General features: G+C 60.3%; 16 protein-coding genes. 10 read left to right on the top strand and 6 right to left on the bottom strand.

The annotated features are described in order from the left end of the window. The first annotated feature begins 280 nt into the window (after nucleotides 1–280). Together QMK54_RS29070 and QMK54_RS29065 are read left to right on the top strand one after the other, a co-directional pair. A complete protein-coding gene (locus QMK54_RS29070) occupies nucleotides 281–1114 on the top strand; it encodes an EamA family transporter (protein ID WP_110661714.1) in 834 nt (277 codons plus the stop codon). 31 nt (nucleotides 1115–1145) lie between these two features. Beyond that, a complete protein-coding gene (locus QMK54_RS29065) occupies nucleotides 1146–1529 on the top strand; it encodes an MAPEG family protein (RefSeq protein ID WP_223589735.1) in 384 nt (127 codons plus the stop codon). Between the two features lie 145 nt (nucleotides 1530–1674). On the opposite strand, the gene QMK54_RS29060 is transcribed toward QMK54_RS29065, so the two are convergent. Next, a complete protein-coding gene (locus tag QMK54_RS29060; RefSeq protein WP_110662940.1) occupies nucleotides 1675–2859 on the bottom strand; it encodes a murein transglycosylase A in 1185 nt (394 codons plus the stop codon). 128 nt (nucleotides 2860–2987) lie between these two features. Here QMK54_RS29060 and QMK54_RS29055 point away from each other — a divergent pair, with 128 nt between their 5' ends. Further along, nucleotides 2988–3437, top strand: a complete 450-nt coding sequence (locus QMK54_RS29055; RefSeq protein ID WP_110662942.1) for a c-type cytochrome — start codon at nucleotides 2988–2990, stop codon at nucleotides 3435–3437. A 176-nt stretch (nucleotides 3438–3613) separates the two neighbouring features. On the opposite strand, the gene QMK54_RS29050 is transcribed toward QMK54_RS29055, so the two are convergent. The 4 genes from QMK54_RS29050 to QMK54_RS29035 all read right to left on the bottom strand — a co-directional run bounded on the left by QMK54_RS29050 (nucleotide 3614) and on the right by QMK54_RS29035 (nucleotide 8273). Next, on the bottom strand, nucleotides 3614–4009 hold the full coding sequence (locus tag QMK54_RS29050) for a DUF1090 domain-containing protein (RefSeq protein ID WP_110662704.1): 396 nt from the start codon (nucleotides 4007–4009) through the stop codon (nucleotides 3614–3616). Nucleotides 4010–4106: 97 nt separating this feature from the next. Beyond that, nucleotides 4107–5786 (bottom strand): NAD-dependent DNA ligase LigB, encoded by a 1680-nt coding sequence (gene ligB / locus QMK54_RS29045; RefSeq protein WP_320401713.1) that lies wholly within the window; start codon nucleotides 5784–5786, stop codon nucleotides 4107–4109. A 282-nt stretch (nucleotides 5787–6068) separates the two neighbouring features. Further along, the gene (gene metK, locus QMK54_RS29040) at nucleotides 6069–7259 is read right to left on the bottom strand and encodes a methionine adenosyltransferase (RefSeq protein WP_103396728.1); all 1191 of its coding nucleotides are present in this window, start codon (nucleotides 7257–7259) and stop codon (nucleotides 6069–6071) included. Nucleotides 7260–7277: 18 nt separating this feature from the next. After that, on the bottom strand, nucleotides 7278–8273 hold the full coding sequence (locus QMK54_RS29035) for an ArsR/SmtB family transcription factor (protein ID WP_110658724.1): 996 nt from the start codon (nucleotides 8271–8273) through the stop codon (nucleotides 7278–7280). A gap of 262 nt (nucleotides 8274–8535) precedes the next feature. Between QMK54_RS29035 and tkt the strand changes: the two genes are divergently transcribed. The 6 genes from tkt to fba all read left to right on the top strand — a co-directional run bounded on the left by tkt (nucleotide 8536) and on the right by fba (nucleotide 14946). Continuing rightward, nucleotides 8536–10533 (top strand): transketolase, encoded by a 1998-nt coding sequence (gene tkt, locus QMK54_RS29030; protein ID WP_110658726.1) that lies wholly within the window; start codon nucleotides 8536–8538, stop codon nucleotides 10531–10533. Between the two features lie 191 nt (nucleotides 10534–10724). Next, nucleotides 10725–11783 (top strand): erythrose-4-phosphate dehydrogenase, encoded by a 1059-nt coding sequence (epd, locus tag QMK54_RS29025; RefSeq protein WP_110658728.1) that lies wholly within the window; start codon nucleotides 10725–10727, stop codon nucleotides 11781–11783. 26 nt (nucleotides 11784–11809) lie between these two features. After that, the gene (locus QMK54_RS29020) at nucleotides 11810–12973 is read left to right on the top strand and encodes a phosphoglycerate kinase (RefSeq protein ID WP_110658730.1); all 1164 of its coding nucleotides are present in this window, start codon (nucleotides 11810–11812) and stop codon (nucleotides 12971–12973) included. 35 nt (nucleotides 12974–13008) lie between these two features. After that, nucleotides 13009–13230 carry a hypothetical protein gene (locus tag QMK54_RS29015; protein ID WP_110658732.1) on the top strand — a complete coding sequence of 74 codons (222 nt, stop codon included), beginning with the start codon at nucleotides 13009–13011 and terminating at the stop codon, nucleotides 13228–13230. A 56-nt stretch (nucleotides 13231–13286) separates the two neighbouring features. Then, on the top strand, nucleotides 13287–13619 hold the full coding sequence (locus QMK54_RS29010) for an MliC family protein (protein ID WP_320401712.1): 333 nt from the start codon (nucleotides 13287–13289) through the stop codon (nucleotides 13617–13619). A 262-nt stretch (nucleotides 13620–13881) separates the two neighbouring features. Beyond that, nucleotides 13882–14946, top strand: coding sequence for a class II fructose-bisphosphate aldolase (fba, locus tag QMK54_RS29005; RefSeq protein WP_007981624.1), 1065 nt, complete (start codon nucleotides 13882–13884; stop codon nucleotides 14944–14946). Nucleotides 14947–15141: 195 nt separating this feature from the next. Here the strand turns inward: fba and QMK54_RS29000 are convergent, their stop codons facing one another. After that, nucleotides 15142–15810: a polysaccharide lyase family 7 protein gene (locus QMK54_RS29000; RefSeq protein WP_110658736.1), complete on the bottom strand. Its 669-nt coding sequence runs from the start codon at nucleotides 15808–15810 to the stop codon at nucleotides 15142–15144. Nucleotides 15811–16134: 324 nt separating this feature from the next. Here QMK54_RS29000 and QMK54_RS28995 point away from each other — a divergent pair, with 324 nt between their 5' ends. After that, nucleotides 16135–18258, top strand: coding sequence for a putative bifunctional diguanylate cyclase/phosphodiesterase (locus tag QMK54_RS28995; RefSeq protein ID WP_223589742.1), 2124 nt, complete (start codon nucleotides 16135–16137; stop codon nucleotides 18256–18258). Nucleotides 18259–18280: the final 22 nt, after the last annotated feature.

Here is an 18280-nt window from a genome sequence, read left to right as displayed (position 1 = left end):
GATCAGGCATACGCATGCCAAAGACCGTTCTCGGGGAGAGCGGGCCAAGGGCAGATTTTATTGGAATTGGTCTGTGCGCAACTGAGTGCGGCGTGGTCGTTTGCAGTATAAACAGCTGCTGACATATGGCGAATCAATTCTCTACCGAACACTGTAGGAGCGAGCTTGCTCGCGATGGACGTGAACGAAGACGCGTATTTGCCGGTTGGCTACGTTGCCCTCACGTTTTTCGCGAGCAAGCTCGCTCCTACAAGAGGTGGGTCAATATAAGGAGTAGGCCGTGCTTGCGACGGCGTTGGTGTTGGTGGCGGCGCTGTTGCACGCGGCGTGGAATACCCTGATCAAATTCAGTGCGGAGCGGCTGCTGGTGGTGGCCTGCATGGACAGCGTGGCGCTGCTCTTTGTCGCGCTGATGTTGCCGTTCCTGAGCGTGCCGCCGATGGAGATCTGGCCGTGGATCCTGGCATCGGCGGCGTTCGAGTTGCTCTATCGCTATTTGCTGATCCAGGCCTATCGGGTCGGCGACCTCGGGCTGGTCTATCCATTGATGCGCGGCCTGTCACCGTTGGTGGTGCTGGCGCTGACGCTGATCTTTGCCGGGGAAGTACTGACCCATCAACAGATTTTCGGCATCCTGCTGATCCCGTTCGGCATGCTGTGCCTGCTCTGGCAGGGGGGCGGCGGTGCGCGTTTGCCGTGGTCGATGTTGCCGGTGGTGGCGTTGATCGGCCTGTGCATCGGTTGCTACACCTACATCGACGGGCAGGCATTGCGGCGTTGGTCCCATCCTCTGGATTACCTGGTCTGGGTCACCATGCTCAGTGCCTGGCCGTTTCCGTTGTTGGCAGTGGTACGCAAACGACCCGCGTTCATGCTGTTCTGGCGCGAGCAGTGGCGGTTGGGCCTGGCGGTCGGGTTTTGCGTGTTGTTCAGCTACGCTCTGGTGCTGTGGGCGATGCAATTGGGCTCGATTGCAGAAGCAGCGGCGTTGCGCGAGATCAGCGTGATTCTGGTGGTGCTGTTTGGCATGCGTTACCTCAAAGAACCTTTTGGCGGACCGCGCCTCTTAGCCTGTGGGTTGGTGCTGATTGGCATATTGGTCATGAAATTTTGACTGTTCTGAAACGTGAAGAAGGGATTGCTTTATGACGGTTGCTCTGTGGTGCATTTTGATTGCGATCTTCCTGCCGTATCTGTGCACGGCCGTGGCGAAGATCAGCGGCGGATACGGTTTGAGACACAATCATGATCCACGAGGGTTTCTCGATTCGCTGGAGGGTTTGGGCAAGCGGGCGAATGCGGCGCAGCTGAACAGTTTTGAGGTGACGCCAGCGTTTGCAGCCGCAGTGATTGTGGCGCACCTGGCGGGCAACGCCGAATTGGTGACAATCAATGTGTTGTCGGTGTTGTTCATCACCAGTCGTTTGCTTTACATCATTTTCTATCTGACGGACCTGGCGGCGCTGCGGTCGTTGATGTGGTTCGTCGGGATGGGGCTGATCGTGAGTTTCTTTGTGGTGTCGGTCTGACAGATCTCCAGGGTTTTTGCCGGCCGCTTCGCGAGCAAGCCCGCTCCCACATTTGATCTTCAGTGGACACAAAACTTGTGTTCGACGGTGATCCTATGTGGGAGCGGGCTTGCTCGCGAAAGCGGCCTGTCAGGCGACGCGGGACTCAAGGATTGGCTTTGACCGCATCCGCCACCTGCGGCACTTGCGGCAACGCTGCACCTTTGGGCCAGAGCATCCAGATCTGCCCCTGCTGCTTCATGTCCCCGGCCAATTGCCCGGCCGCATCACCGGTACCCCAGAACAGATCCGCCCGGACTTCACCGGCAATTGCGCCGCCGGTGTCTTGAGCTGCCACGGGTCGAACCAGTGCGGTACCGTCCGGTCTGGTGGTGGACAGCCACAACAGGCTGCCCAGCGGAATCACCTTGCGATCCACCGCCGCACTGTAACCGGCGGTCAACGGTACGTTCAGCGAGCCGCGCGGACCTTCGTTGCTGTCCGGGTTGCGGGTGAAGAACACATAGCTGGGGTTGCTGCCGAGCAGTTCGGGAATCCGCGATGGATTGGCCTTGGCCCAGGTGCTGATGGCGCCCATGGTCACGTCTTCTTTTTTCAACTCACCCTGCTCCACCAGCCAGCGGCCGATCGGTCGATACGGGTGGCCGTTCTGGTCGGCGTAAGCAATGCGCAACTGGCGGCCATTGTCGAGCTGGATACGACCCGAACCCTGGATTTGCAAGAACTGCAGGTTCATCGGATCGGTCAGCCAGGCCACGACCGGGGCCTTGACCCCTTTGCTTTCGATGGTTGCCGCATCGTCGTACGGCTTGAGCACGCGACCTTCAAGTCGACCACGCAGGCGTTTGCCCTTGAGTTCCGGGTAAATGCTGTCGAGGGCGACGATGATCATGTCCTCGGGGACGCCATAGACCGGGACGTTGGCAACGTTGGTCTGGGTCAGGCTCCCGGGATAGACCGGTTCGTAGTAGCCGGTGATCAAGCCGTTGGGGTTGTCGTTGGCGGCACGCAGGCCATAGACATCGAGGTTCTGCTTGAGGAAGCCGCGAATGTCGCTGGCGGTTTGCGGCACATTGGCCGCCGCTGCGCAGGTGTCGCCCCAGACCGGGTCGGCCTTGAGTCGGGTGCAGGCGCTGCGCCAAGAACCGAAACCGGCTTCCAGATCGGTGTCGGACACCGCTGGCAGCGCTTCCCAGGTGGCGCTGGAGTAGGTGGCCAGGGCATGGGTTTTCGGTTGTTTGTTGTCGCCACCGGTGCAGCCTGCAAGCAGGGCCACCATCGGCAGGCTCCAGGCCAGGCTGTGACGCCATGCCTTGAAACGGCTGTTCATGGAGTGATTCCTTTGCCGGTTGCCTGAGCGCTCCATGCGTTCAGGCAACCCTTATTGATAATAGGGCTATTGGTCTTTGCCGATGAGGCGAGGATACTGGCCGCCGTTTCCCGTGACCTGAAGCCACCATGACTCTTAAAAGACTTTCTGTTGTATTGCTGGCCTGCCTGACATTGTCCGCTTGTGGCGGAGTCGACCCTAACTCGCCGCTCGGCCAGCGCAAGGCCATTTTCAAGCAGATGCTCAAGACCGGTGAAGACCTGGGTGGCATGCTGCGTGGGCGCATTCCGTTCGATGGCCCGAAGTTCGCCGAGGGCTCGGTGAAACTCGATGCGCTGTCCCGTGAGCCGTGGCAACACTTTCCGCAGGTCCGCGAGGAAGATCACACCAGCGCCAAGAGTGATGTCTGGGAGCAGCAGGCGCGTTTCCAGGGCATGGCCCGTGATCTTGAATCCGCCACCGGTGAATTGGTGATCGCCAGCCAGGTTCAACCCTACAAGGCCAGCAACCTGGGGCCGGCGGTGCAGAAAGTCGAAGATGCTTGCAGTGCGTGTCATAAGGCGTTTCGGGATCATTGATTCGCGGCTGCGACGGTCTGCTGTTGTGGTGAGGGAGCTTGCTCCCGCTCGGCTGCGCAGCAGACGTTAATGGGCTGTCGGGTTCGATCCGATGTCCAGGGTGGCTGGTTTGGGGCTACTTTGTAGCCCAGCGGGAGCAAGCTCCCTCGCCACGGTTAGCCTTGGGTGTTGCTTGTTTATTTATCCAGCTCATCCAGTGCGTCCTGCAATTCCTTGCGGGCATCGGCGAGTTTGTCTTTGCGCTTGTTGATCTTGTCGGAGTCGCCTTTGCTCATGGCTTTGTCGAGGTCCGCCTGACGCTTGCTGACTTCGTGCCTGGCGTCGAGCACCTTGTTTTCCCGTTCCTTCTTCAGCGAGGCGTCGGTGCAGTTCGCTTCGACTTCGCTCAGGGCTTTTTCCAGGCCTGCCTGTTGGTCGGCGTTGCCGTGGACCTTGGCCAGTTCGATCTGGTTGATGATGCCTTGCTTCTTGGCGGCGCAACCGGTCAGCCCTGGTGCTTCCTCGTCCGCCATCAACGGGGTGGCCAGCACGCAGCAGAGGGTCAACAGGGCGAGCGGTGAAAGAAGTTTCATAAAAGCTCCATGTAAGAAGGCAAGCGGGCCGGTGTGGCAATGGCTTGTTTGAGCCCGGCGGCCCCCTTGGGGTTCCCGCTGGGCGCAAGGCTGACCGCTAAAAGCCGTCAATCCCGGCATCTCGTAACGTTTCACTCAAGGCCAGGACCTGCGGATCGCGGAAAAAGGCGCTCAGTTGCCCCGCGCGTCCTGGCCCGATACCGGCCTCGGCCTGCCATTGTTCGATGTCTCGCTGCGCCAGAAACTGCCATGAATCTCCGAGGTGCACCTGACCTGTCGGCGGCAATCCCAGGGCTTTCAGCCAGTGTGCGAACGGACGTTGCCGGGCCTGGTTGAAGCTGTCTGCAAGACGAGCCGCACTGCGCTCGCCGAAACCGTCAATGGTAGCAAGCTCTTGGGCATTGAGGGTCAACCAATCCAGCAGACCGTTCAGGCGACCTGTTGCAAGAAGTTTTTCCCAAGTCCCTGGACCCACGTTGGGTAGTGCCAGACCCTGTTTGCTGCTGAGCCAGGTCAGGCGCGCGAGAAACTGGCTCTCACAGTCCGGAGTCGGTTGCCAGCAACTCAACGAGTGAAAGTCCGCTGCCAGCGGCGGGTTCAATTCGGTGCGTTCGCTGCTGCGCAGTACAACGCTATCGAGCCTGGGAATGGTCAGCCCGGCCAGGCTGATGGCGACCTGATCACCGGGACGTATGTCCAGTGCCTGCCAGCGTTGCATCGAACCGACATTGACGCGTTTGACCTGCCGGTCATCGAGCATCACCGGGGTCAGTTCAAGTACCGGAGTGATCCGCCCGGTCCGGCCGATGTTGAAGTGAACCTGGCGGACTTCGGCCAGGGCCTGGGCGAAGGGGTATTTCCAGGCGATGGCCCAATAGGGTGACCTGGCCTGCCAACGTTCGGCGGCCGGGCGCTGGTTCTGGCGCAGGACCACGCCATCGCTGGCAAAGGGCAGGGGCGAGCGATACCAGTATTCGCGCCAGCGTTCGGCATCGGCGACGGACGTGATGGGCTGGCTGTATGCCGTGGTACTCGGGAAGCCCAGCGCAGTCAGCGCCGCAGCACGCTCGGGCACGCTCGCCGGTCCTTGGGGCCAGTCCCAGACAAACAGATCGATGCCGGCGGCCTGTTCGGCGCTCAACACCTTGCGTGCCATCAGGCCGGCCACCGAGGCACGAGCATTGAGGCTGCCGGCCCGGGCCTGCACGTGATCGGTCAGGCGCCAATACAGCTCGCCTTGCACGATCAAGTCCCGGGCCGGCGATAGCCGTTGCGGGATGGCCGGAATCTGCCGTGCAGGAACCGTCCAGTCCTGACCACTCTCGCCATCGCCGCGGCTGATTGCCTGGGCCAACAGACCGTTGCGGTAAACCAGGGTCACCGCCACGCCATCGATTTTAGGTTGGGCCCAGACGTCCATCCGATCACGCAGCCATTTTTCCACGGCGGGGCGATCATGCAGTTTGCCCAGGCCAGTGTGGGCGATGGGGTGGGGCAACGTACCGCGCGCAGTGCGCAAGGGGTCTGCGGACGGGCTCAGGTTGAAGCAGTGGCGCCATTGGGTGAGTCGCGCGCGAGACTGGTCGTAGAGTTCATCGGCGACCAGTGAGCGTCCCTGGCGGTGGTAGTTGTCGTCCCAGAGGTCGATTTGCCGTTGCAGTTTGTTGACCTCGTTCAGGGCGCGCTCCGAGGCCCAGTCGGGGCACTCGGCGGCATTGGCGGTCAGGCAGGTAAAGATCAGCAGAAAGGCGAAAAACAGGCGCGGGTTGGCAAGCATCTTGAGCGTCCTTGCTCGGTGAGGTGCGTGAAGGCTAGGTCAGTATCAATTGGCGCAGCGGGTGGGGTTTTTACCGAGTGTTTCTAGTGGCGGAGCTGACCTCTTCGCGAGCAAGCCCGCTCCCACATGGGGTATCGGGTGCACACAAGCTTTGTGTTCACTGCAGATCAGGTGTGGGAGCGGGCTTGCTCGCGAAGGCCGCGACGCGGTGTAAAGCCAATCCCAATAAAAAGCCCCGCAAGGCGCGAACCGTGCGGGGCTTTTCGGTGTTGCGGGGAAATCTTACAGGCCGGCAGCAGAACGCAGGGCGTCGGCGCGGTCGGTTTTTTCCCAGGTGAACGTGGTGAAGGTGTCTTCGCCAACGGTCTTGGTTGCCGGGGTGCGACCGAAGTGGCCGTACGCAGCGGTTTCCTGATACATCGGGTGCAGCAGGTCGAGCATGGTGGTGATCGCGTATGGACGCAGGTCGAACACCTCGCGGACCAGTTTGACGATCTTGTCATCGCTGATCTTGCCGGTGCCGAAGGTGTTCAACGAGATCGACGTCGGCTGGGCAACACCGATCGCGTAGGAAACCTGAATCTCGCAGCGCTCGGCCAGGCCGGCGGCAACGATGTTCTTGGCCACGTAACGACCGGCGTAGGCCGCCGAACGGTCAACCTTCGATGGATCCTTGCCGGAGAACGCGCCGCCGCCGTGACGGGCCATGCCGCCGTAGCTGTCGACGATGATCTTGCGACCGGTCAGGCCGCAGTCACCTACCGGGCCGCCAATGATGAACTGGCCGGTCGGGTTGATGTGGAACTGGGTGTCTTTGCTCAGCAGTTCGGCAGGCAGCACGTGCTTGACGATCAGCTCCATCACGCCTTCGCGCAGGTCGTTGTACGACACTTCCGGGTTGTGCTGGGTCGACAGAACAACAGCGTCGATACCGACAACCTTGCCGTTTTCGTAACGGCAGGTGACTTGCGACTTGGCGTCCGGACGCAGCCAAGGCAGCAGGCCGGATTTACGGGCTTCGGCCTGGCGCTGTACCAGCTGGTGCGAGAAGGTGATCGGTGCTGGCATCAGCACGTCGGTCTCGTTGCTGGCGTAGCCGAACATCAGGCCCTGGTCGCCGGCGCCCTGATCTTCAGGCTTGGCACGGTCGACACCCTGGTTGATGTCAGGGGACTGCTTGCCGATGATGTTCATCACGCCGCAGGTGGCGCCGTCGAAACCGACGTCGGAGCTGGTGTAGCCGATGTTGGTGATCACGTCACGAACGATCTGCTCCAGGTCAACCCAGGCCGAAGTGGTGACTTCGCCGGCGATGATGGCCACGCCCGTTTTCACCAGAGTCTCGCACGCCACACGGGCGAACTTGTCTTCAGCAATGATGGCGTCCAGCACCGCATCAGAAATCTGGTCGGCGATTTTGTCCGGATGCCCTTCAGACACGGACTCGGAGGTGAAAAGGGAGTATTCGCTCATCTCGATTTTTTCCTGAAATTACCGATGGTGAGTGTCGCCAGCCGGCCGCTGAAAATGGCGGACCTGGATCTGGAAACCATTACGTAAGCCTACATAGAGGCTTTCCCCGGGAACGAGTCCCGCAGCGGTGGCCCAACGGGCCAGATCGTCCTGTTCAAACCCCAGCCAGAGATCACCGCAGGCCTCCTTGGCCCAACTCTGGTTGTGGCTACATAACTCTGTCACTAACAGGCTACCGCCTGGTTGCAGCAAGTGGGCCATGTGCTTGAGCGCATCGGCCGGTGCGGCAAAATGGTGCAGCACCATGTTCAGTACCACGCAATCGGCCTTGAGGCTGACGCCGTTCAATGCATCGGCCAGTTGCAGGCTAACGTTAGTCAGCTTGTCGCGTTCGCAGACCTGGCGCGCCAGTTCGAGCATCGCGGTGCTGTTATCCAGCGCCGTGACTTGCGAGAAACGGCGCGCCAGCTCCGGCAGGAATGCGCCATCGCCGGGGCCGACTTCAATGGCCGTGGCGTCTTTGTCGAAACTCAGCTTGTCGAGCAGTGCAACCACGCTTTCGCGGTACTGCGGCAGGCCGGCGATCAAGTCTTGCTGGGCGCGAAACTTCTCCGCTACCCGTGAGAAAAAGTCCTGGCTGGCCGCCGCGCGTTGCCCATGGACCTGGGCGATGCGCGACTGTACGTCGGCCGGCAGCGTCAGGTTGTCCACTTCTTCGAGCAGGGCCGCGTGCAATTTGCCGCCCAGCAGTTCGGTGTGGGGCAGGGCGCGACGGTAGAAGATCGCGTTGCCTTCGCGGCGCGTCGCTACCAGATCGGCCTGTGCCAGTACCTTGAGGTGGTGGCTCATGCCTGACTGGCCGATGCCGAAGATCTGCGCCAGTTCCAGCACGCCGAACGAATCGTTGGCCAATGCGCGCAAAACATTCAACCGCAGGGGATCGCCGCCAGCCTTGCACAAGGCCGCCAGCTCATCGCAATCGTCATGTTGAATGGAAGGCACGCGTAAATTCATAAGGCCGGCAGTCTAGTCACGGGTCGAAGGCATCGCAAGAGCAATATCAAAAAGTTTTGATATTGCTCGATAGATGGCACTTCCGGACGTTAGCTTCAGTCAACAAACGGACGGCGGAAAGGTTTCACCAAACGAAACCGTCGTTATCCATTGGAAAAACGCCTTTAGATGACTATCTGTCATTGCCCCGAGGCGTCCCGGTGAGGGAAAATGCTCGCCTTTTTTCCGTTTCGTTTTATTCAAGTCCCCCAGGAGAACAGCGATGCCTAGCCGTCGTGAGCGTGCCAACGCCATTCGTGCCCTCAGCATGGATGCCGTGCAAAAAGCCAACAGCGGCCATCCCGGTGCCCCAATGGGTATGGCGGATATCGCCGAGGTACTTTGGCGCGACTACCTCAAGCACAACCCGAGCAATCCATCGTTCGCCGACCGCGACCGCTTCGTGCTGTCCAACGGGCACGGCTCGATGTTGATCTACTCGCTGCTGCACCTGACCGGCTACGACCTGTCGATCGATGACCTGAAGCAGTTCCGTCAACTGCACAGCCGCACTCCGGGTCACCCGGAATTGGGCTACACCCCGGGCGTAGAAACCACCACCGGTCCACTGGGCCAGGGCCTGGCCAACGCCGTGGGCTTTGCCCTGGCTGAAAAAGTCATGGCGGCGCAATTCAACCGTCCTGGTCACAACATCGTCGATCACCACACCTACGTGTTCCTGGGTGATGGCTGCATGATGGAAGGCATTTCCCACGAAGTCGCTTCCCTGGCCGGTACCCTGGGCCTGGGCAAACTGATCGCCTTCTATGATGACAACGGCATCTCCATCGATGGCGAAGTCGAAGGCTGGTTCACCGACGACACGCCGAAGCGTTTCGAGTCCTACAACTGGCAAGTGATCCGCAACGTTGACGGTCACGACCCGGAAGAGATCAAGACTGCGATCGAGACCGCCCGCAAGAGCGCGCAGCCAACCCTGATCTGCTGCAAGACCACCATCGGCTTCGGTTCGCCGAACAAGCAAGGCAAGGAAGATTGCCACGGCGCCCCGCTGGGTGATGCGGAAATCGCCTTGACCCGCGCAGCGCTGAAGTGGAACCACGGTCCGTTCGAAATCCCGGCCGATATCTACGCCGAGTGGGACGCCAAGGAAGCCGGTAAAGCTGTCGAAGCCGAGTGGGACCAGCGTTTCGCTGCCTACTCCGCCGCGTTCCCGACCGAAGCCAACGAACTGATTCGTCGTCTGAGCGGTGAACTGCCGGCAGACTTCAGCGAAAAAGCTTCGGCCTACATCGCCGAAGTGGCTGCCAAGGGCGAAACCATTGCCAGCCGTAAAGCCAGCCAGAACGCCCTGAACGCGTTCGGCCCGCTGCTGCCCGAGTTCCTCGGCGGTTCGGCTGACCTGGCCGGTTCCAACCTGACCCTGTGGAAAGGCTGCAAAGGCGTCACCGCCGAAGATGCCAGCGGCAACTACATGTACTACGGCGTGCGCGAGTTCGGCATGACCGCGATCATGAACGGCGTTGCCCTGCACGGTGGCCTGGTGCCTTACGGCGCGACCTTCCTGATGTTCATGGAATACGCGCGCAACGCGGTACGCATGTCGGCCCTGATGAAGCAGCGTGTGATCCACGTCTACACCCACGACTCCATCGGTCTGGGCGAAGACGGCCCGACTCACCAGCCAATCGAGCAACTGGCCAGCCTGCGCTGCACGCCGAACCTCGATACCTGGCGTCCGGCCGACGCCGTTGAATCGGCAGTGAGCTGGAAGTACGCACTGGAGCGCAAGGACGGTCCTTCGGCCCTGATCTTCTCGCGTCAGAACCTGCAGCACCAAACCCGTGACGCCGGCCAGATCGCCGACATCAGCCGTGGTGGTTATGTGCTCAAAGACTGCGCGGGCGAGCCGGAACTGATCCTGATCGCCACCGGTTCGGAAGTCGGCCTGGCCGTCCAGGCCTTCGACAAACTGACCGAGCAGGGCCGCAAGGTTCGTGTGGTTTCCATGCCGTGCACCAGTGTGTTCGATGCCCAGGACGCCGGCTACAAGCAAGCAGTCCTGCCGCTGCAGGTCAGCGCCCGTATCGCCATCGAGGCTTCTCACGCGGACTACTGGTACAAGTACGTGGGCCTGGAAGGCCGCGTGATCGGCATGACTACCTACGGCGAGTCGGCGCCTGCGCCTGCCTTGTTCGAAGAGTTCGGCTTCACTCTGGAAAACATCCTGGGTCAGGCTGAAGAGCTGCTGGAAGACTGAAAGCACAAATGCGGTGGCTTCGGTCACCGCAATCCCCTGTAGGAGCGAGCCTGCTCGCGATGGTCGTTAACGAAAACGCGGGGTGCCTGGATGCCCGCGTTGCCTGGGCCACCATCGCGAGCAGGCTCGCTCCTACAGGGGAAATGTGTTGTTAACGAGATTTCGATCTACCTGCGTCTATCGAGAACCCCATGCCTCAACCGCGTCCCTACAAAGTTGCACTCAACGGCTACGGCCGGATTGGTCGTTGCGTCTTGCGTGCGTTGTTCGAGCGAGGCGAAAAGGCCGGGTTTGAAATTGTCGCGATCAATGATCTGGCAGACATGGCCAGCATCGAATACCTGACACGCTTCGACTCCACTCACGGGCGTTTTCCCGGCGAAGTGAAAGTCGACGGCGATTGTCTGCATATTAATGGCGACTGCGTGAAGGTCCTGCGCAGTGCCACCCCCGAAGGCATCGATTGGGCGTCCCTGGGCGTCGATCTGGTGCTGGAGTGCTCCGGCGCTTATAACACTCGCGAAGACGGCCAGCGTTTCCTCGACGCTGGCGCCCCGCGCGTGCTGTTTTCCCAGCCGATGGCCAGCGAGACCGATGTTGACGCCACCATCGTCTACGGCGTGAACCAGGATTGCCTGACCGGCGACGAACTGCTGGTGTCCAACGCGTCCTGCACCACCAACTGCGGCGTGCCGCTGCTGCGCCTGCTGAATCAGGCCATAGGCCTGGACTACGTGTCGATCACCACCATTCACTCGGCGATGAACGATCAGCCGGTCATCGATGCCTATCACCATGAAGACTTGCGCCGCACCCGTTCGGCGTTCCAGTCGGTGATTCCGGTGTCCACCGGCCTGGCGCGTGGTATCGAGCGCCTGTTGCCGGAACTTGCCGGACGAATTCAGGCCAAAGCCGTGCGGGTGCCGACGGTCAACGTGTCCTGCCTCGATATCACGATGCAGACCGCCACCGCGACCGACGCCACCGAGGTCAACCGGATCCTGCGCGAAGCCGCCACCAGCGGCCCGCTCAAAGGCCTGCTGGCCTATACCGAGTTGCCTCACGCAAGCTGTGATTTCAACCATGACCCACATTCGGCGATCGTCGATGCCAGTCAGACCCGCGTTTCCGGCCCACGGCTGGTGAACATCCTGGCCTGGTTCGACAACGAATGGGGTTTTGCCAACCGAATGCTGGACGTTGCAGAACACTATCTGCAAACAGCGACTTCAAAAAAACCTGCTCTCTAAGATCAGCTACTCAGGAAATGCGACCCATGACCGTGTTGAAGATGTCCGACCTCGATCTGCAAGGTAAGCGCGTATTGATCCGCGAAGACCTCAACGTCCCAGTCAAGGACGGTGTTGTCACCAGCGATGCGCGTATCCTGGCCTCGCTGCCGACCATCAAGCTGGCCCTGGAAAAAGGCGCGGCCGTGATGGTCTGCTCGCACCTTGGCCGTCCGACCGAAGGCGAGTTCTCGGCCGAGAACAGCCTCAAGCCAGTCGCCGACTACCTGAGCAAGGCGCTGGGCCGTGAAGTGCCGCTGGTGGCCGACTACCTGGGCGGCGTCGACGTCAAGGCCGGCGACATCGTGCTGTTCGAAAACGTGCGCTTCAACAAAGGCGAGAAAAAGAACGCCGACGAACTGGCCCAGCAATACGCCGCCCTGTGCGACGTGTTCGTGATGGACGCCTTTGGCACCGCTCACCGTGCCGAGGGTTCGACCCACGGCGTGGCCAAGTTCGCCAAAATCGCCGCTGCCGGCCCGCTGCTGGCGGCTGAACTGGATGCACTGGGCAAAGCCCTGGGTGCCCCGGCCCAGCCAATGGCGGCCATTGTTGCCGGTTCCAAGGTGTCGACCAAACTCGACGTACTGAACAGCCTGAGCCAGATCTGCGACCAGTTGATCGTCGGCGGCGGCATCGCCAACACCTTCCTGGCCGCTGCCGGTCACCCGGTCGGCAAGTCGCTGTACGAGCCGGACCTGCTCGACACTGCTCGCGCCATCGCCGCCAAGGTCAGCGTGCCGCTGCCAGTGGACGTCGTGGTTGCCAAGGAATTCGCTGAAAGCGCCGCTGCGACCGTCAAACTGATCGCTGACGTTGCTGCCGACGACATGATCCTGGACATCGGCCCGCAGACCGCGGCGAATTTCGCCGAGCTGCTGAAGTCGTCCAAGACCATCCTGTGGAACGGTCCGGTCGGTGTTTTCGAGTTCGATCAGTTCGGCAATGGCACCAAAGTGCTGGCCCAGGCCATCGCGGACAGCTCGGCGTTCTCCATCGCTGGCGGTGGCGACACCCTGGCGGCCATCGACAAGTATGGCGTGGCCGAAAAGATCTCCTACATTTCTACCGGTGGCGGCGCGTTCCTCGAATTCGTCGAAGGCAAGGTCCTGCCAGCCGTTGAAGTCCTGGAAAGCCGGGCCAAGGCCTGAGGGTCGCCCGTTTGGCCAGGCAAGGGAGTGTTGACATGGTCAAGACGTTAGCGCTGTTGATCGTCGCGGGTTCGCTGGTGGCGTGCGGGAGTAACCCGAAGGCCACACCGGAACCGGCGCCGTCCGAGTCGGACAAAGGCTGCTACCAGGCTGACTGGCAGGCCGAAACCAACCCGGTGCTCAACAAGCGTTCCGGGCCCGAGGGACTGGACAAATACGAGACCCGGACACCCGCCAAGGAACATGGTTGTCCTTGACGGGTCTGACTCTTTACTCAGGGCTGGCAGCGTGCGCCGCCAGTCGAGGGACACGGATGAAAGGTTTTATCGCCGTTACGGCGTTGGCGCTGTTGGCCGGTTGTGCTCAGTTGAACCCGTTCCAGTCGTCCGCGGCTGTGGATAACTGGACTACCTGGACCTGCGACAGCCAGGCCAAAGTGTTGTGGCGCTACACCGACGACAGTCGCACGGAAGTCGACGTGCGCCTGGGCGGTGCCGATCAGGTCTACCGCCTCAAGCAGGAACCGGGTGCATCGGGTTCGTTGTACAGCAATGACATGTTGGCGTTTCACATAAAAGGTGAGGAAGGCCTGGTTTACTGGGTCGCCACCAATGATTTGATTGGCCGTGGCTGCAAGGCTGAATAACACGATTGATTTGATGTACAGAGATCCAAATGTGGGAGCGGGCTTGCTCGCGAAAGCGGTGGATCAGCTTGCATAGATGTTGAATGTTGAGCCGCATTCGCGAGCAAGCCCGCTCCCACAAGGGTTCTGTGCAGTTGTTGAGATTTTCGCAACACCGAATTCGCAGCCCGGGCCAACCCCCGATCTGCAATAACTTGAATAGCCGCCGCCGCTACGGCAGGCTGGCACGATTAACGACCCTCAACCGGGAGAGATACACACAATGGCACTTATCAGCATGCGCCAGATGCTGGACCACGCAGCCGAGTTCGGCTACGGCGTTCCAGCCTTCAACGTCAACAACCTTGAGCAGATGCGCGCCATCATGGAAGCCGCTGACAAGACTGACTCCCCGGTGATCGTCCAGGCTTCGGCCGGTGCTCGCAAATACGCCGGTGCACCGTTCCTGCGTCACCTGATCCTGGCTGCCATCGAAGAGTTCCCGCACATCCCGGTGTGCATGCACCAGGACCACGGCACCAGCCCTGACGTCTGCCAGCGCTCCATCCAACTGGGCTTCAGCTCGGTGATGATGGACGGTTCCCTGGGCGAAGACGGCAAGACCCCGACCGACTACGACTACAACGTCCGCGTTACCCAACAGACCGTGGCCATGGCTCACGCCTGTGGCGTATCGGTAGAAGGCGAGCTGGGCTGCCTGGGTTCGCTGGAAACCGGCATGGCCGGTGAGGAAGACGGTATCGGCGCCGAAGGCGTTCTGGATCACAGCCAGATGCTGACCGACCCGGAAGAAGCCGCTGACTTCGTAAAACGCACTCAGGTTGATGCCCTGGCCATCGCCATCGGTACCAGCCACGGCGCCTACAAGTTCACCAAGCCACCTACCGGCGACGTGCTGGCGATCGACCGCATCAAGGAAATCCACAAGCGCATTCCGAACACTCACCTGGTGATGCACGGTTCGTCTTCGGTTCCGCAAGAGTGGCTGGCGATCATCAACCAGTACGGTGGCGACATCAAGGAAACCTACGGCGTACCGGTTGAAGAAATCGTCGAAGGCATCAAGCACGGCGTGCGCAAGGTCAACATCGACACCGACCTGCGCCTGGCATCCACTGGCGCAATGCGTCGCCTGATGGCCACCAACCCGAGCGAGTTCGACCCGCGTAAATTCTTCGGCGCCACCGTCACTGCAATGCGTGATGTGTGCATCGCTCGCTACGAAGCCTTCGGCACTGCCGGCAACGCTTCGAAGATCAAGGCGATCTCGCTGGAAGGCATGTATCAGCGTTATCTGAAAGGTGAGTTGAACGCCAAGGTCAACTAAGCCTGAGCGTTTAGCTTCATCAATAAAGAACCCGCCGAAACAGGCGGGTTTTTTGTGAGCGATGCTCCATGGTCGACGCGATCAGTGTGGGAGCGGGCTTGCTCGCGAAAGCGGTGTGTCATTCAACATTAATGTCGTCTGACCCTACGCCTTCGCGAGCAAGCCCGCTCCCACAGTGTCAACGATGCCTCGACATCATTGATTGTGATCGATATCCAGCTTGCTGAACGTCACCTTCCCGCCTTCACTGGTGTACCCGGTGTTGTCCTGCACATAGACCCCTGCCTTGAAATACAGCGGTTTGTCGCGCCAGGTTGCGCTGATTTGCGTATCCCATTGATAGCCTGCCGCGCTGATGCCCAGGGCCCCGCCGGGGCTGAGGTGAATGAGGTAGTTGAACTCCTGGTCGAGTTTCACCCCCGTCGCAACGATGATCACCCGGCCTGAATCGTCATCGGGATGCATCCGGACCTTGGCGACGATATTGCCGGTGCCTGTACTGGTTTTGTATTGGTATTCGACTTTCACCAGCGGTTTCTGGCTTTGAAAGGCATGGATCTGGCCAATGACAATCTTTCCGGAACTTGGCACCTGATTCACTGCCAGAGTGGCATGCAACAAATTGTCGGCATCCGGGTAATACCAGTTTTTCAACGTGCCGTTGCTGTAGGTTTCACGCAATTCGGTGCGCGGGTAAATCGCGTTTTCGGTACGGGAGCCGGTCACGGGTGACCAGAAAAACAATGTGCCGGTGTCGGAATGGAAGTATTGATCCTTGAAGCCATCCACCAGTTTGGCGGTTTCGACGGTGTACGGCGGGCTGCCAACGGGAACGCTGAGGTTCCAGGTTGCGAGATCGATCATGTCGGTTCTTCCACTGGGTTCATGCTGCACGGGCGTGCCAGAAGCTCTAGACCGCGCCTTTTGGGGCGGCCTTTATAAGCGTAGCGGGAGATTTTGTTAACGCCCGCCTGACGGGTGGTTGACGTCAACAACCTGTCGAAATGCCATCTTTCCCGGTTTACATCGGACTGAACAATCGACCGTTAGTCGGCAAAAAGACACAATGATTAAATGATGGCTCACTGACACCTTCTGCTTTTGCAGAACCGGGTCTAGAGTGAAGACACAGTATTTGTCCGGTTTTCACGAGAAACCGGCCTGACGCCCCGCAATTAGAGAAGCAGCATGGAATGCGCGCAACCCACGCCAGTAGAAGGCGGCTCAACCCTTTTAGTCGTCGACGATTACCCTGAAAACCTGATCAGCATGCGCGCGTTGTTACAGCGCCAGGACTGGCGGGTCATTACAGCCGCCTCGGGCTTCGAGGCCCTCGGTTTGTTGCTTGAACACGATATCGACCTGGTGCTGCTGGACGTACAGATGCCGGGTATGGACGGTTATGAAGTGGCGCGCCTGATGCGTGGTAGCCAGCGGACCCGTCTCACGCCGATCATTTTCCTGACCGCCAACGAACAGTCCCAGGATGCCGTGATCAAGGGCTATGCCAGTGGTGCGGTGGATTACCTGTTCAAGCCGTTCGACCCACAGATCTTCACGCCCAAGGTCCATGCGTTGCTCGAACACCAGCGCAACCGCCGGGCCTTGCAGCGCCTGAGTCATGATCTGGAATCCGCTCGTGCCTTTAATGCGTCGGTGCTGGATAACGCTGCCGAAGGCATTCTGGTGTTGGGCGAGGACGGTCTGATTCGCTTTGCCAATCCGGCGATGTCGCGACTGCTCAATGCCCCCCTGGAGGAGCTGCAAGGCAAGGAATTCCTGGACTACCTGCAAAAACCACATGTCCCGATCTGGGCCGATTCCGAATTCTTCGCCGGCTACAAACGCGGCGAGACCTTGCGTCTGCACGATGCCCTGTTGCGTACGACGCGCGGCCAGCAGGTGCCGGTGGCCTTGTCATGCGCACCATTACCAGCCGAACAACATGCAATGGTAGTGACCGTGCTGGACATGTCGGTGGTGCGCCATCTGCATCAGCAACTGGAATTTCAGGCGGTCACCGATCCGCTGACCGGATTGCTCAACCGCCGGGGGTTCTACCAGACCGTAGAGAACCTGCTGTTGCGCGGTGAGCGTTCCGACAGTTCCTGGGTCTTGATGTACCTGGACCTCGACGGCTTCAAGCGCGTCAATGATTCGCTCGGGCACGATGCCGGCGATCGGGTGCTGCGCTGGGTCTCCGAACAGTTGAAGACGTGCTTGCGGCCCTTCGACATTCTGGCGCGGATGGGCGGCGACGAATTCACCGCACTGCTGGATCTGGAGTTTCCCGAGCAAGCGGCGAAGATTGCCGAGAAACTCATCGAGCGCGTGTCGATCTGTCAGCAGGTCGATGGCCTCGATATCGCCCTGGGTGCCAGCATCGGCATCGCTACGTTCCCCGATTGTGGTGCCAATCTCGACGGCATGCTGCGGGCGGCCGATATCGCCATGTACGAAGCCAAGCGCGCCGGTCGCCAGCAATATCGCTTCTACGATCATGAAATGAACGGCCGGGCGCGCTCGCGGCTGATGCTGGAAGAGAGTGTACGAACCGCCATCGAGAACCGCGATTTCAAGCTGGTGTATCAGCCTCAGGTGGCGATTGCCGATGGGCGGCTTCGTGGCTTCGAGGCCTTGTTGCGCTGGCAGCATCCTAGCGTTGGCGATGTACCCCCCGGGCTGTTTTTGCCATTGCTGGAGGAGGCGCGGCTGATCAGTCGTCTGGGCAGTTGGATCTACCATCGCAGCGCCGGGCAACGCAAAGCCTGGGAGTCCATGTTTGCCGAGGATCTGGTGCTCGGCGTCAGTTTGAGCAGTACGCAGTTCGGCATGCCCAACCTGGCCGCCGAGTTGCGCCAGGTGCTGGAGCGTCATGACTTGCAGCCATGCCAACTGGAGGTAGAGGTCACGGAAGAGGCCTTGATGCATCACCCCGAGGAAGCCCGCAAGCAACTGCGCCTGCTGCACAACCTGGGGGTGCGAGTGGCGCTCGATGACTTCGGGGCCGGACCGTGTTCCCTGGCACACTTGCGCGACCTGGAACTGGACACCCTCAAGCTCGACCGGCATTTGATCGCAAGGTTGCCGGAATCAGTACGGGATGCGGCGCTGGTGCGCAGTGTGATCGACCTGTGCAAACAGTACGGGGTGCTGGTGGTTGCCGAAGGGGTGGAAACCGTCGCGCAGTATGAATGGCTGCAGGCCAACGGCTGCGAATATGTGCAAGGCTTTCTGGTGGCCCGGCCGATGATGGCCGAAGACACCGGGGTCTTTGTCCAGCCGTTTGACTGGAGCGCGCTGCCCCGCTGAATTCGTTACACTGGCGATCTGT

The sequence above is a fragment of the Pseudomonas sp. P5_109 genome, from assembly GCF_034009455.1.
Lineage (GTDB): Bacteria > Pseudomonadota > Gammaproteobacteria > Pseudomonadales > Pseudomonadaceae > Aquipseudomonas.
This window is presented reverse-complemented; position numbering and strand designations above follow the sequence as displayed.

Coding starts and splice junctions, on each gene's coding strand:
- QMK54_RS29065 (WP_223589735.1), top strand. CDS start 1,146: ATGACGGTTGCTCTGTGGTGCATTTTGATTGCGATCTTCCTGCCGTAT.
- QMK54_RS29060 (WP_110662940.1), bottom strand. CDS start 2,859: ATGAACAGCCGTTTCAAGGCATGGCGTCACAGCCTGGCCTGGAGCCTG.
- QMK54_RS29055 (WP_110662942.1), top strand. CDS start 2,988: ATGACTCTTAAAAGACTTTCTGTTGTATTGCTGGCCTGCCTGACATTG.
- QMK54_RS29050 (WP_110662704.1), bottom strand. CDS start 4,009: ATGAAACTTCTTTCACCGCTCGCCCTGTTGACCCTCTGCTGCGTGCTG.
- ligB (WP_320401713.1), bottom strand. CDS start 5,786: ATGCTTGCCAACCCGCGCCTGTTTTTCGCCTTTCTGCTGATCTTTACC.
- metK (WP_103396728.1), bottom strand. CDS start 7,259: ATGAGCGAATACTCCCTTTTCACCTCCGAGTCCGTGTCTGAAGGGCAT.
- QMK54_RS29035 (WP_110658724.1), bottom strand. CDS start 8,273: ATGAATTTACGCGTGCCTTCCATTCAACATGACGATTGCGATGAGCTG.
- tkt (WP_110658726.1), top strand. CDS start 8,536: ATGCCTAGCCGTCGTGAGCGTGCCAACGCCATTCGTGCCCTCAGCATG.
- epd (WP_110658728.1), top strand. CDS start 10,725: ATGCCTCAACCGCGTCCCTACAAAGTTGCACTCAACGGCTACGGCCGG.
- QMK54_RS29020 (WP_110658730.1), top strand. CDS start 11,810: ATGACCGTGTTGAAGATGTCCGACCTCGATCTGCAAGGTAAGCGCGTA.
- QMK54_RS29015 (WP_110658732.1), top strand. CDS start 13,009: ATGGTCAAGACGTTAGCGCTGTTGATCGTCGCGGGTTCGCTGGTGGCG.
- QMK54_RS29010 (WP_320401712.1), top strand. CDS start 13,287: ATGAAAGGTTTTATCGCCGTTACGGCGTTGGCGCTGTTGGCCGGTTGT.
- fba (WP_007981624.1), top strand. CDS start 13,882: ATGGCACTTATCAGCATGCGCCAGATGCTGGACCACGCAGCCGAGTTC.
- QMK54_RS29000 (WP_110658736.1), bottom strand. CDS start 15,810: ATGATCGATCTCGCAACCTGGAACCTCAGCGTTCCCGTTGGCAGCCCG.
- QMK54_RS28995 (WP_223589742.1), top strand. CDS start 16,135: ATGGAATGCGCGCAACCCACGCCAGTAGAAGGCGGCTCAACCCTTTTA.